The 12,648-nt window shown below is 73.3% G+C and carries 11 protein-coding genes; 8 read left to right on the top strand and 3 right to left on the bottom strand.

The window, feature by feature from the left end; all coding sequences use genetic code 11:
* Positions 1 to 75 precede the first annotated feature (75 nt).
* The 3 genes from QHG49_RS02030 (at position 76) to QHG49_RS02020 (ending at position 3,325) form a co-directional block, all read left to right on the top strand.
* Positions 76 to 723, top strand: coding sequence for a transcriptional regulator (locus QHG49_RS02030; protein ID WP_159698105.1), 648 nt, complete (start codon positions 76 to 78; stop codon positions 721 to 723).
* A 64-nt stretch (positions 724 to 787) separates the two neighbouring features.
* Positions 788 to 1,762: a pyridoxal-phosphate dependent enzyme gene (locus QHG49_RS02025; protein ID WP_301487048.1), complete on the top strand. Its 975-nt coding sequence runs from the start codon at positions 788 to 790 to the stop codon at positions 1,760 to 1,762.
* A gap of 111 nt (positions 1,763 to 1,873) precedes the next feature.
* On the top strand, positions 1,874 to 3,325 hold the full coding sequence (locus QHG49_RS02020; protein WP_159698099.1) for a WGR domain-containing protein: 1,452 nt from the start codon (positions 1,874 to 1,876) through the stop codon (positions 3,323 to 3,325).
* 64 nt (positions 3,326 to 3,389) lie between these two features.
* Here the strand turns inward: QHG49_RS02020 and QHG49_RS02015 are convergent, their stop codons facing one another.
* Positions 3,390 to 4,952, bottom strand: coding sequence for a glycerol-3-phosphate dehydrogenase/oxidase (locus tag QHG49_RS02015; protein WP_301487047.1), 1,563 nt, complete (start codon positions 4,950 to 4,952; stop codon positions 3,390 to 3,392).
* Positions 4,949 to 5,557 (bottom strand): TetR/AcrR family transcriptional regulator, encoded by a 609-nt coding sequence (locus QHG49_RS02010; protein WP_159698093.1) that lies wholly within the window; start codon positions 5,555 to 5,557, stop codon positions 4,949 to 4,951. Before QHG49_RS02010 ends, QHG49_RS02015 begins: the two co-directional genes overlap by 4 nt.
* A 121-nt stretch (positions 5,558 to 5,678) precedes the next feature.
* Between QHG49_RS02010 and QHG49_RS02005 the strand changes: the two genes are divergently transcribed.
* From QHG49_RS02005 to QHG49_RS01995, 3 genes are all read left to right on the top strand, one after another.
* Positions 5,679 to 7,271, top strand: coding sequence for an FAD-binding oxidoreductase (locus QHG49_RS02005; RefSeq protein ID WP_301487046.1), 1,593 nt, complete (start codon positions 5,679 to 5,681; stop codon positions 7,269 to 7,271).
* 34 nt (positions 7,272 to 7,305) lie between these two features.
* A complete protein-coding gene (locus tag QHG49_RS02000; protein ID WP_301487045.1) occupies positions 7,306 to 8,205 on the top strand; it encodes a diacylglycerol kinase family protein in 900 nt (299 codons plus the stop codon).
* 73 nt (positions 8,206 to 8,278) lie between these two features.
* Positions 8,279 to 8,617 (top strand): NUDIX domain-containing protein, encoded by a 339-nt coding sequence (locus QHG49_RS01995; RefSeq protein WP_301487044.1) that lies wholly within the window; start codon positions 8,279 to 8,281, stop codon positions 8,615 to 8,617.
* Between the two features lie 39 nt (positions 8,618 to 8,656).
* Here QHG49_RS01995 and QHG49_RS01990 read toward each other — a convergent pair whose 3' ends face one another.
* Entirely contained in the window at positions 8,657 to 8,998 is a 342-nt protein-coding gene (locus tag QHG49_RS01990) for a thioesterase family protein (protein ID WP_301487043.1), read from the bottom strand.
* Between the two features lie 148 nt (positions 8,999 to 9,146).
* On the opposite strand from QHG49_RS01990, the gene QHG49_RS01985 reads away from it, so the two are divergent.
* Together QHG49_RS01985 and QHG49_RS01980 are read left to right on the top strand one after the other, a co-directional pair.
* The gene (locus QHG49_RS01985; protein WP_301487042.1) at positions 9,147 to 10,115 is read left to right on the top strand and encodes a Dyp-type peroxidase; all 969 of its coding nucleotides are present in this window, start codon (positions 9,147 to 9,149) and stop codon (positions 10,113 to 10,115) included.
* A gap of 23 nt (positions 10,116 to 10,138) precedes the next feature.
* Entirely contained in the window at positions 10,139 to 12,625 is a 2,487-nt protein-coding gene (locus QHG49_RS01980; protein ID WP_301487041.1) for an ATP-dependent Clp protease ATP-binding subunit, read from the top strand.
* Positions 12,626 to 12,648 lie beyond the last annotated feature (23 nt).

The following is a 12,648-nucleotide window of genomic DNA, read 5'->3' as shown; positions in this document are numbered from 1 at the left end:
GACAGCGGCCGACCGATCGCTTAGCCTCATCGTCCAGAAATAGATTTTGAGGCCAAAGTGAGGCTTGGGGGGCGGATGGAGAGCGGGGCGGCGGACGAGCATCTCGTCCAAGAGGCCGAGAAGATCGCCGTCGCCCTGGGGCGGATGTTCCCGGGCCTGTGCGAAGTGGTCCTGCACGACCTGCGCGACCCGGACCGCTCGATCCGGGCCATCGAGAACAACCTGTCGGGCCGTCAGGTGGGTGATCCAGCGACGGAGTTGGGGCTGAGCCGCATCGCCGACCCCGCCTACCCCGATGTCGTCCAGAACTACCCCAACCGCTTCCCCGACGGCCGCCCGGCCAAAAGCACCTCCATCGGCATCAAGAACGCCGAGGGGCGGTACATCGCGGCGCTCTGCCTCAACCTCGACGTCTCCGTCCTGTCGCCCGTGACGCTCACCCTGGCGAACCTCGTGGCCACCGACGACGGGCACGGCGACACGCCCCTGGAGACACTGCGCGACCGCCACGCGCGCGAACTGCGCCGGGTGGTGGAGGAGTTCTCCGCCGAGCGCGGCGCCCCGCCCCGGTCGCTCAGCCGGACGGACAAGAAGGCCCTCGTGCAACAGCTCAACCGCGACGGCTACTTCGAGTCCCGTGACGCCGCCCGGACCATCGCCGATCTCCTCGGTGTGTCCCGGGCGACCGTCTACAACTACGCGAAACCGCCGTCGGACCCGTAGGGGCCCGCACCCGGCCGGAGCCGCAGCACCCGATGAACACCCGGTACAGAAAGAGGACTTCGCCATGTCCGGCGCCGCCGCCCTGCCCGTGAGCCTCGACGACATCCGCGCGGCCGCCGCGCGCATCGAGGGCTTCACCCACCGCACCCCGGTCCTCACCTCGCGCACCCTCGACGAACGGGTGGGCGCGCGGGTGTTCATCAAGTGCGAGAACCTCCAGCGGATGGGCGCCTTCAAGATCCGCGGCGCCTACAACGCCATCGCCGGACTCGCGCCCGAGGAACGGGCCAAGGGCGTCGCCGCGTTCTCCTCCGGCAACCACGCCCAGGCCACCGCCCTCGCCGCCCGCGAACTCGGCACCACCGCCGTCATCCTGATGCCCGAGGACGCCCCGCGCTCCAAGATGGAGGCCACCGCCGGGTACGGCGCCGAGATCGTCACCTACGACCGCTACACCGAGGACCGCGTCGCGCTCGGCACGGCGCTCGCCGAGGAGCGGGGCCTGACCCTCATCCCGCCGTACGACCACCCGGACGTCATCGCGGGCCAGGGTACGGCCGCCCTCGAACTCCTCGAAGAAACCGGCCCGTTGGACGCGCTGCTGGTGCCCGTCGGAGGCGGCGGGCTGATCGCCGGCAGCGCGGTCGCGGCCAAGGGGCTGCACCGGGACATCCGGGTCATCGGCGTGGAACCCGAGGGCAGCGACGACACCAAGCGTTCCCTGGAGCGCGGCGCCCGGGTGGCCGTCCCCGTGCCCCGCACCGTCGCCGACGGCCAGGCGGTCGCCGTTCCGGGCGAGTTGACCTTCGCCGTCAACCGGCACCTGGTGGACTCCGTCGCGCTGGTCGGCGACGCCGAGATCATCGACGCCATGCGCTTCGCCTTCGACCGGCTGAAGGCCGTCTTCGAACCCAGCGGCGCCACCGGTCTTGCCGCCCTCCTCGCCGGGCGCGTCGGCGACCTCCCGCCCCGGGTCGGCGTCATCGCCTCGGGCGGCAACATCGACGCCCGCCGGTTCGCGGAGCTGCTCGGCGGCTGAGCGGTGCGGGCGCCTCGCCGTCCCGGTCGATTGTCAGTGCCCCCGCCTACGGTGTCACCAGTTGAGGACCTGCGGGAACGGCCGCCGGTCCGCTGTGGGGAGGGGTGTGCCATGTCTGCGGTGTCCGCGGCGGAGACGACGTATCTGGAGCTGTCGCAGGAGGGCGGCGGCGCGCACAAGTTCTACGAGGTGAGCGTCGACGGACCGGTGGTGACGGTGCGGTACGGCCGGATCGGCGCCGGCGGCCAGACGCAGATCAGCACCTTCCCGACCGTGGAGAAGGCGCGGGCCGCCGCGGCGAAGAAGGTGGGGGAGAAGGTCCGCAAGGGGTACGCCCCCGCGGTGCCGGGCGGCCGCGCGCCCCGGCCGGTGACCCGGCGCCAGGTCAGCTCGGCCCCGTCCACCGCCCGCGCCGTGGCACCGGTGCTGTGGCGGTTCCGGACCGGCTCCGCGGCGTTCGGCATCCATGTGGACGACGACCACTGCTGGGTCGGCAATCAGGCGGGCGACGTCTACACCCTGGACCACGAGGGCGCCGTACTGGCCCGCTTCGGGCTGCCGGACGGCGTGAAGTGCCTGGTCGCCGACGACTTCTGGATCTACGCGGGCTGCGACGACGGCAAGGTGTACGACCTGTCCTCCAAACTGCCCTTCGCCGCGTACGACATCAACGCCGACGTCGACATCTTCTGGCTGGACATCCACGAGGGCGTGCTCAACGTGTCCGACCGTGAAGGCCGGCTCACCGTCATCGACCACGAGGACGAGCACCAGTGGGCCCGCCGCAGCCAGGGCGAGCACGCCTGGATGGTGCGCGCCGACGACCGCGCCGTCTACCACGGCCACCACCAGGGCGTCACCGCCTACCGGCCGGACGGCGGCGGCGAGTTGTGGCACACCCGCACTCGCGGCGGGGTGCTGTTCGGCTGGCAGGAGGACGACGCGGTGTACGCGGGCACCGGGCACCGCGTGGTGCAGCGGCTGTCGAAGGCGACCGGCGCGATCGAGGCGACGTACGCCTGCGACAGCGCGGTGTACTCCTGCGCGACCTCGCCGGGCGGCCGGTTCGTGTTCGCCGGGGACGCGGCCTCGTCCGTCTACTGCTTCGACCGCGACGGCACCCGGCTGTGGAAGCTCGGCACGGGCAGCGGCTCGGCGCTGTCGATGCAGTACCGCGACGAACGGCTGTACCTGGTGACCACGGACGGCTCCCTGGTGTGCGTGGACGCGAGCGAGGCCGCCGTCGGCGCGGCCCAGCAGGGCTCGGTACCGGTCGTGCGCGACGTCAAACTCGCCGCCGCGCTCCCGGCGTACGCCCCCGCCACCGCCGTCGAGGCCGTCGCCACCGTGGCCCAGGCCCCGACCGGCTCGGTCGTCGTCGAGTGTGTCCAGGAATCCGGCCGCCTCCGGGTCCACGTCATCTCCGGCGGCTACGAATCCTCCTGGAACGTCCAGTTCCCCCGCGCGATACGCGTCCCGGGCGCCCGCTACGTCGTGGACGCCCTGCACCCGGCGGCGGGGGGTTTCTACCGGGTGCGGGGGGACATCCGGCGGCTCGTGTGAGGGGCGGGGACGAGGAACGCGACGGCGATCGCCGACGTACGCCCCTCAGCCCGGCACCTCCCCCTCAGCCCGACACCCCCTCCGTCACCACCTCCCGCGCCGCGTCCAGCGCCGCCTCCCGGTCCGCCGGGACCAGGCCGATGCGGGTGCGGCGGTCCAGCAGGTCGGACTCGTCCAGGGCGCCCTCGTGCCGGGCCGCCCACACGAGTTCGGCGCGGGTGACCGGATGGCCGGGCAGCACGGGCGCGGCGAGGGCGGGGTCCTCGGCGGCGAGGGCATGGACGGCCAGGGCCTCCGTGCCGTAGCGGCGGACCAGCCGGCTCGGCACCGGCAGGGCCCGCAGCCGCTCGGGCGCGGCGGCACCGACCAGCGGCAGGCCCGCGGTGGGGGACGGGGGCACGGAGAGCCCCTCGGCCGCGGCGGCCGCGTCCACGGCGTCCTGGGCCATCCGGCGGTACGTGGTGAGCTTGCCGCCGACCACTGTCGTCACCCCGTCCGCCGAGGTCAGCACCGCGTGCCGGCGCGAGATGTCGGACGTACGGGTCCCCGCGCCGCCCCCCGACATGTCCAGCAGGGGCCGCAGCCCGGCGAACGCGCCGACGACCTCGTCCCGGGCGACGGGCACGTCCAGCGCCGAGCCGAGCACGTCGAGCAGGAAGCCGATGTCCGTCTCGGGCACCTCCGGCACATCGGCAACGCCCCCCTCGACCGGCTCGTCGGTGAGGCCGACGTACACCCGGCCGTCCCCCTGCGGCAGCACCAGCACGAAGCGGTTCGTCTCGCCCGGGATCGGGATGTGCAGACCGGCCGGCAGCTCCCCGAGCCGCTCCGAGCGCAGCACCAGATGCGTGCCGCGCGAGGGCCGGATCCGGATGCCGTCCACCAGACCGTCCGCCCACACCCCGGCGGCGTTGATCACCACCCGGGCCCTGATCTCGCCCTCCTCGCCGGTGAGTTCGTCACGGACCCGGGCGCCGCCACCGGTCAGTTCCAGCACCCGGACCCGGGTCAGCACCCGCGCCCCGCGCGCCGCCGCCGTACGGGCCAGCGCGGTCACCAGCCGGGCGTCGTCGGTGACCCGCCCGTCCCAGGACAGCAGCCCGCCGCGCAGCCCGGCCCCGCGCACCGCGGGTGCCAGGTGGCGCGCCTCCGTCGCCGACAGCCGGCGCGGCGCGGGCAGCACCTGGCGCGGGGTGCGCGCGGCCAGCCGCAGCATGTCCCCGGCCCGCAGCCCGGCCCAGGCGAGGGATGCCTGAGCCGTCGACACCATCGGCGTCAGCGGCAGCACGAACGGCTGCGCGGAGACCAGATGCGGGGCGGTACGGGTCATCAGCACCCCCCGCTCCACCGCGCTCTCGTGCGCCACCTCGAACTGCGCGGACGCCAGATACCGCAGCCCGCCGTGGATCAGCTTGGAGCTCCAGCGCGAGGTGCCGAAGGCCAGGTCGTGGGCGTCCACCGCGACGACGTCCAGTCCGCGGGCCGCCGCGTCCAGGGCGACCCCGGCCCCGGTGGCGCCGAGCCCGACGACCAGCACATCGGCCACCCGCCCCGCCGCCTCGGTCAGTTCCCGGGTACGCCGGGCCGCGCTGAGGGACGAGCCGGGTATCGCCTCGGTGTGACTCATGGCCTGAGGATCCTCTCCAGGAGGGTGCGCAGCTCGCCGAGGAAGGCGGCGGAGTCCAGCTCCGGGTCGTCCTCGTCGGTCATGGTGCGCAGGGACAGGGTGAAGGACTGCACCGTCAGCAGCAGGGCTCGCGCCTGCCGTTCGGTGTGCGCGGGACGCACGGAGCCGTCCTCGTGGCCCTCGCGCAGGCCCTCGGTCAGCAGCGCGAGCAGCGCCAGCTGGCTCGCCCCGCGCCGGTCGAGCACATAGGGGAGCAGCAGCTCCGGATCGACGTCGACGATCTTGCGGAACAGCGGGTGCGCCCGGAACGCCTCGACGCCCGCCACCAGCCCCTCCACCATCCGGGTGCGGGTGTCGAGGCCGGGCGCGGGCGCGGGGATCGCCCGGGTGGCCACGCCGATCCACTCACGGGTCATCAGATCGCCCACCAGCGTGCGCAGATCCGGCCAGCGCCGGTACAGGGTCATCCGGGAGACACCGGCGCGGCGGGCCACGTCGGCGAGGGTCGTGCGGCGCACCCCGACGGCCAGCACGCAGTCGCGCACCGCGTCGAGGATCGGATCGCTCTCCGTGTCTTCCGCACCGTTGTGACGAATAGGCGTCATGTGTAACAGTGTAACGCCCCGGGCCGGGCGGAAACCAGCGGACCGTCACCGTGCGGCCCGCCGCACGGCCCGCCCGACGCCCGCCCGGACCGAGCCACCGACCTGTGAGGACGACCGTTCAATGGACATGCTGTGGAACGGCTGGGGCGACCCGGCCAAGGCGGCACCGCTGCCCGAATCGGTGACCGGGCTGCTGCGCGACCTGCTCGGCGTCAAGCCGCGCAGCACCCCCGCGCTCGCCCTGGACGACCTCGACCTGCCCGCCCCCACGGCCCGTCCCGCCGCCCTCGCGGCACTCGCCGAGGCCGTCGGCGGCGCCGAGCACGTGCGCACCGACGCCGAGAGCCGCATCCGGCACACCCGCGGCAAGTCCACCCCCGACCTGCTGCGCATCCGCACCGGCGATCTCAGCGACGTCCCGCAGGCCGTGGCCCTGCCCGCCACCCACGACGAGGTCCTCGCCGTACTGCGCGCCTGCGCGGACCACGGCCTGGCCGCCGTCCCGTTCGGCGGCGGCACCTCCGTCGTCGGCGGACTCGCCCCCGAGCGCGGCGCGTTCGTCGCCCTCGACCTGCGCCGCATGGACGCCCTGCTCGACCTCGACCCCGTCTCGCGCACCGCCGTCCTCCAGCCCGGCCTGCGCGCCCCCGAGGCCGAGGCGCTCCTCGCCGAACAGGGCTTCACCCTCGGCCACTTCCCGCAGTCCTTCGAGTGGGCCAGCATCGGCGGCTTCGCCGCGGCCCGCTCCAGCGGCCAGGCTTCCGCCGGGTACGGCCGCTTCGACGAGATGGTCCTCGGCCTCACCCTCGCCACCCCGGAGGGCACCGTCGAGACCGGCCGCGCCCCCCGCTCCGCCGCGGGCCCCGACCTGCGCCAGCTGATCCTCGGCTCCGAGGGCGCCTTCGGCGTCATCACCTCCGTCACCGTGCGGGTGCGCCCGCTGCCCGAGACGAAGGTCTACGAGGGCTGGCGGTTCGCCTCCTTCGAGGAGGGCGCCGCCGCGCTGCGCAGGCTCGCCCAGGACGGACCGCGCCCCACCGTGCTGCGCCTGTCCGACGAGACCGAGACCCTCATCGGCCTCGCCTCGCCCGACAAGATCGGCGCCGGCCTCGGCCGGAGCGACGCCGGCTGCCTCGCCATCACCGGCTACGAGGGCACGCCCGAGGAGACCGCGTACCGGCGCGAACGGGCCGCCGCCGTCCTCACCGCCTGCGGCGGCACCCCGCTCGGCACCGAGTCCGGCGAGCGCTGGGCGCACGGCCGCTTCTCCGCGCCGTACCTGCGCGACGCCCTCCTCGACGTCGGCGCCTTCGCCGAGACCCTGGAGACCGCCGCCTTCTGGTCCCGCGTCCCCGAGCTGTACGCGGCCGTGCGCACCGCGCTCACCGACACCCTCACCGAGGCGGGCACCCCGCCGCTGGTGATGTGCCACATCTCCCATGTGTACGAGAACGGCGCCTCGCTGTACTTCACCGTCGTCAGCGCCCAGGGCGAGGACCCGGTGGCCCACTGGACGCCCGCCAAGCACGCGGCCAACGAGGCGATCCTCGCCGCCGGCGGCACCATCTCCCACCACCACGGGGTGGGCACCGACCACCGCGACTGGTATGTCAGGGAGACCGGAGAGCTGGCCGTCGAGGCACTGCGCGCCGTCAAGCGCCGCCTGGACCCCGACGGGCTGCTCAACCCCGGCGTCCTGCTGCCCACCGACTGACCCCACCCCACCGCCTGTCCCGGAGGCACTCCCGATGCGCCAGTTCACCGCCGTCGTCAACCCGACCGCGGGCGGCTCCACCGCGGCGGCCACGCTGCTCCAGGTGGCCCGCCTGCTCAGGGAGGCCGGGGCCGGTCTGGAGACCGAGTACAGCCACAGCCTGGCCCACGCCCAGGACATCGCCCGCAAGGCCGGCGAGCGGGGCCGGGCCGTGCTCGCCGTCGGCGGCGACGGCATCACCGGCGGCATCGGGGGCGCGCTGAGCGGCACCGGAACCGTGTTCGGCATCGTCCCGGCCGGACGCGGCAACGACTTCGCCCGCGCCCTCGGCCTGCCGGCCGACCCCGCCGCGCTCGCCGACATCCTGCTGCGCGCCGAGCCCCGGGCCGTCGACACCATCGAGGTGGAGTCCGCCGTGCACCGGCGCACCGTGGTCCTCGGCAGCGTGTACGCCGGGGTCGACGCGCTGGCCAACCGGCACGCCAACCGGACCCGGCTGCTGCGCGGCGCCGCCGCCTACTACGCGGGCGGCCTGCGCGCGGTGACCACCTGGCGGGCCGCCGACTACCGCGTCACCGTCGACGGCGAGGAGCACAGCCACCGCGGCTACACGGTCGTCGCCGCCAACTCCCCCTATTACGGCTCCGGCCGGCAGATCGCCCCCGGCGCCCGGGTCGACGACGGCCTGCTGCACATCGTGATGATCAAGGAGGCGCCCCGCCGGCTCTTCTTCACCCTGATGAACGAGCTGAAGACCGGAACGCACATACGCCGCCCCGAGGTACGCGTCCTGCGCGCCAAGGAGCTGCGCATCGAGTCCGCCGGGCCCGTCCCCTACGGCGCCGACGGCGAGGTGGAGGCCACCTTGCCGGTGACCGTCCGGGTACGGCCCGGCGACCTGCCGGTGCTGTACCGGCCCGCGGACACCGCCTGACCCGTGTGCGGGCCCGGCCGCGTGGGTAGGGGAGCGGCGACCGGGGGAGCGGTGGACGAGGGGGAGGAAGCGCATGGAGAACGCCGTACAGGCGGTCGTCGTGTACGACGGGCGGCTGCTGCTGGTCCGGGATGCGGACGGGTGGGGGCTGCCGTCGGGCGCCGGGCAGCCGGCCGAGACGGCGGAGGCCACCGCCGCACGCGTCGTCTACGAGCTCACCGGCTATCTGGCCGACGGCTCAGCGGCGCTGGACGGCGGCCCGGCCGTGCTGTGCCAACTCCTCAGCGAGGACCCCTCGGACGGCGCCCGGCTCGCCCCCGAGGACATCCGCTGGACGCCGAACGAGCAGGCCGCGGCCCTCGCGCTGCCCGAGGCCGTGCGCGAGTACCTGGAGGGGCACACCCCCGTGTGACCCGGCTCAGGGGTCACCTTCGCGGAGCCGCGCCCCGGCTCAGGTGCGCTGTCCTAGGAACCGCCGCCGGTCCACGACCACCCGGTCGATCTCGCCCTCCGCCACCGGCAGGCCCTCCACGTCGACGGCCCGCACCGCGAAGGTGAGCCGCCGCGCGCCCGTCCGGGCCGGCGGCCGGCCCGTCACCTCGGCCCGGCCGCCGACGTGTGCCGCGCGCAGATGCCGCACCCGGACGGCGGTCCCCACGGTGGTCTCGCCCGCACCCGTGAACGGCGCGGCGGCGCGCACGGTCGCCGCCTCCAGCCACGCGATCAGCCGGGGCGTGCCGAGCACGGGCACCTCGCCGCTGCCCAGCGCCCGTGCGGTGTCGGCATCGCTCACCTGACGGACCTCGCTCACCTCGTCGCGCATCCCCCCACGTCAGGACGCCGACGGGCCCGCCGACCTGCCGAGCCCGACCTGCCGAGCCCGCGGGGCCGGGCCATGCTGGAACGGTCCGGCTCCGCCCCGTACGAGGAGGCAGGTCCCCGTGCCCGAGTCGCAGCCCGTCGTCGTCCCGCCCGCCAGGGCCGCCGTGTTCCTCGTCGTCACCGTCGGCCAGGGCGGCGAGGACACCGTCCGGGACCTGTTGCAGGACGTGTCCGCCCTGCGCCGTTCGGTCGCCTTCCGCGCCCCGCCCGAGGAGCTGAGCTGCGTCGTCGGTATCGGCTCCGCCGCCTGGAGCCGGTTGTTCAGCGGCCCGCGCCCGCGCGACCTGCACCCGTTCGAGGAACTGGACGGCCCCCGCCACCAGGCCCCGGGCACCCCCGGCGACATCCTCTTCCACGTCCGCTGCCGCCGCATGGACCTCTGCTTCGAACTGGCCCGGCTGTTCGCCGAGCGGCTGGAGGGCGCCGCCACCGTGGTGGACGAGGTGCACGGCTTCAAGTTCTTCGACGAACGCGATCTGCTCGGCTTCGTGGACGGCAGCGAGAACCCCGAGGGCGAGATCGCGGACGACGCGGTCTTCATCGGCGACGAGGATCCCGGCTTCCGCGGCGGCAGCTATGTGATCGTGCAGAAGTACCTGCACGACATGAAGAGCTGGAACGCGCTGCCCGTCGAGGAACAGGAGAAGACCATCGGGCGCACCCGGCTCACCAACATCGAGTTCCCCGACGGCGTGAAACCCGCCGACTCCCATGTGGCCCTCAACACCGTCACCGACGAGCACGGCGACGAACGCAAGATCGTGCGCGAGAACATGCCCTTCGGGAACATCGCGCAGGGCGAGTACGGCACCTACTTCATCGGCTACGCCCGTACCCCCGAGGTCACCGAGTCCATGCTGCGCAACATGTTCCTCGGCCGGGGCCCCGCGTCGCACGACCGGATCCTCGAATTCTCCGTGCCGGTCACGGGCTGTCTCTTCCATGTGCCGACCATCGACTTCCTCGACGATCTCCCGGCCCGGCCTCCGCTTGCGGGCCACTCGGCGCCAGGGTTCAGTGAGAACTGACCCCTTGCGCCCCAGGAGTTCTCATGTCGATGTCGTTCGGCGCCCCTTTCGGTTCCCAGGACCCGTTCAGTGAACTGTTGAATCGCTTCTTCGGGATGTCGCCGGCGTCCTCGCCGCCGGCCGTGCAGCGGGTCCCGGTCGGGAGACTGCTGACGGAGTCCTCGCAGCAACTCCTCAACCTGGCCGCGCAGCGGGCCGCCGAGGACGGCACCTCCGACCTGGACACCGAGCATCTGCTGTGGGCGGCCACCAAGGTCGAGCCCTCCCGCAGGCTGCTCCTCCAGGTGGACGTCGACCCCGACACCCTCGCGAACGAGATCGCCAAGGCCCTGCCGCACGAGTCGGGACAGCCCTCCGCGCAACCCGGGCTCACCCCCGCCGCCAAGCGCACCCTCGGCGCCGCCTACGCCCAGTCCCAGGCGGCCGGGGTGTCGTACATCGGCCCCGAGCACATCCTCGCCGCGCTGCTCGGCGACAACGACACCGGTGCCGCCCGGCTGCTGCGGGCCGAGGGCATGGACACCCAGAAGCTCTCGGGCCTCGCCGAACAGACCGCCCGCGCCGAGAACACGCCGGCCGAGCGCAAGCAGCCGGCCACCACCCTGGACGAGTACGGCCGCGACCTGACCGACGAGGCCAAGGCCGGCAAGCTGGACCCGGTGGTGGGCCGCGCCGAGGAGATCGAGCAGACCGTGGAGATCCTGTCCCGGCGCTCCAAGAACAACCCCGTGCTGATCGGCGAACCCGGTGTCGGCAAGACCGCCATCGTGGAGGGCCTCGCCCAGCGCATCGTGGCCGGCGAGGTCCCCGACACCCTGAAGGACAAGCGGGTCGTCGCGCTCGACCTGTCGGGCATGGTGGCGGGCGCCCAGTACCGCGGCCAGTTCGAGGAACGGCTGAAGAAGGTCATCGAGGACGTCCAGGCCGCGAGCGGCAGCGTCATCCTCTTCATCGACGAGCTGCACACGGTCGTCGGCGCCGGCGCCACCGGCGAGGGCTCCATGGACGCGGCCAACATGCTCAAACCCGCCCTCGCGCGCGGCGAGTTGCACGTCGTCGGCGCCACCACCATCGACGAGTACCGCAAGTACGTCGAGAAGGACGCCGCCCTGGAGCGCCGGTTCCAGCCGGTCCTGGTCCCCGAGCCGACCGTCGAGGAGACGGTGCAGATCCTCGAAGGGCTGCGGGACGCCTACGAGGCGCACCACCAAGTCCGCTTCGACGACGGCGCGTTGGCCGCCGCAGCCGAGATGTCCGACCGGTACGTCACCGACCGCTTCCTGCCCGACAAGGCCATCGACGTCATGGACCAGGCGGGCGCCCGGGTACGGCTGCGCAGCGCCAGCCGCTCCACCGAGGTCGTCAGCCGCGAGGACCGCATCGCCAAACTACGCCGCGAACTCGAACAGGCCGTGTCCGCCGAGGACTTCGAGCGGGCCTCTGAACTGAAGCGGCAGCTTGCCGAGTTGGAGGCAGAACTCGCCGGCATCGAGGAGCGCCGCGAGGGCGTCGTCTCCGTCACCGCCGCCGACGTCGCCGACATCGTCTCCCGGCGCACCGGCATCCCCGTCTCCCAGCTCACCGCCAGCGAGAAGGAGAAACTCCTCAAGCTGGAGGAGGAGATGCACGCCCGCATCGTCGGCCAGGACGAGGCCGTCACCGCGGTCTCCCAGGCCGTACGGCGCAACCGCGCCGGCATGGGCGACCCCAACCGGCCGGTCGGCTCCTTCCTGTTCCTCGGCCCGACCGGTGTCGGCAAGACCGAACTCGCCAAGACCCTCGCGGAGTTGCTGTTCGGCGAGGAGGACCGCATGGTCCGCTTCGACATGAGCGAGTTCCAGGAGAAGCACACCGTCGCCCGGCTCGTCGGCGCCCCGCCCGGATACGTCGGCTACGAGGAGGCGGGTCAGCTCACCGAGAAGGTGCGCAGAAAGCCGTACAGCGTCGTGCTGTTCGACGAGGTGGAGAAGGCGCACCCCGATGTCTTCAACACCCTGCTCCAGATCCTGGACGACGGCCGCCTCACCGACTCCCAGGGCCGCACCGTCGACTTCCGGCACTGCGTCATCATCATGACGTCCAACATCGGCGCGCACCGCATCCTCGACCACAAGGGCGATGTGTCCGATCTGAAGGACGAGTTGACGGACGACCTGCGGGGCCGCTTCCTGCCGGAGTTCCTCAACCGCATCGACGACATCATCATCTTCCACGGGCTCACCGAGGACGATCTGTCGCAGATCGTGGACCACCTCCTGGACCAGAGCAAGCACCGGGTGCACGCCCAGGGCATGAAGCTGGAGGTCACGGAGGCCGCGAAGAAGCTGCTCATCGCCCATGGCCACCAGCCGGAGTTCGGCGCCCGCCCGCTGCGCCGCACCATCCAGGCGGAGCTGGACAACCGCATCGCCACGCTGCTGCTCGGCGGTGAGGCCGAGCCCGGGGACACGATCGTCGCCGACGTGGTGAAGGACACGCTGCACTGCTCGGTCAGCAGGTCCGAGAGCTGACGCCCGCCCCTGCGGCGCCCGCG

The organism is Streptomyces sp. WP-1, from assembly GCF_030450125.1.
In the GTDB taxonomy this organism is placed as follows: domain Bacteria; phylum Actinomycetota; class Actinomycetes; order Streptomycetales; family Streptomycetaceae; genus Streptomyces; species Streptomyces incarnatus.
This window is presented reverse-complemented; position numbering and strand designations above follow the sequence as displayed.

What these genes read in the sequence shown, in the direction of transcription:
- QHG49_RS02025 (WP_301487048.1), top strand. Translation starts at nt 788, where the DNA reads ATGTCCGGCGCCGCCGCCCTGCCCGTGAGCCTCGACGACATCCGCGCG.
- QHG49_RS02030 (WP_159698105.1), top strand. Translation starts at nt 76, where the DNA reads ATGGAGAGCGGGGCGGCGGACGAGCATCTCGTCCAAGAGGCCGAGAAG.
- QHG49_RS02005 (WP_301487046.1), top strand. Translation starts at nt 5,679, where the DNA reads ATGGACATGCTGTGGAACGGCTGGGGCGACCCGGCCAAGGCGGCACCG.
- QHG49_RS02020 (WP_159698099.1), top strand. Translation starts at nt 1,874, where the DNA reads ATGTCTGCGGTGTCCGCGGCGGAGACGACGTATCTGGAGCTGTCGCAG.
- QHG49_RS01980 (WP_301487041.1), top strand. Translation starts at nt 10,139, where the DNA reads ATGTCGATGTCGTTCGGCGCCCCTTTCGGTTCCCAGGACCCGTTCAGT.
- QHG49_RS01995 (WP_301487044.1), top strand. Translation starts at nt 8,279, where the DNA reads ATGGAGAACGCCGTACAGGCGGTCGTCGTGTACGACGGGCGGCTGCTG.
- QHG49_RS02015 (WP_301487047.1), bottom strand. Translation starts at nt 4,952, where the DNA reads ATGAGTCACACCGAGGCGATACCCGGCTCGTCCCTCAGCGCGGCCCGG.
- QHG49_RS02000 (WP_301487045.1), top strand. Translation starts at nt 7,306, where the DNA reads ATGCGCCAGTTCACCGCCGTCGTCAACCCGACCGCGGGCGGCTCCACC.
- QHG49_RS02010 (WP_159698093.1), bottom strand. Translation starts at nt 5,557, where the DNA reads ATGACGCCTATTCGTCACAACGGTGCGGAAGACACGGAGAGCGATCCG.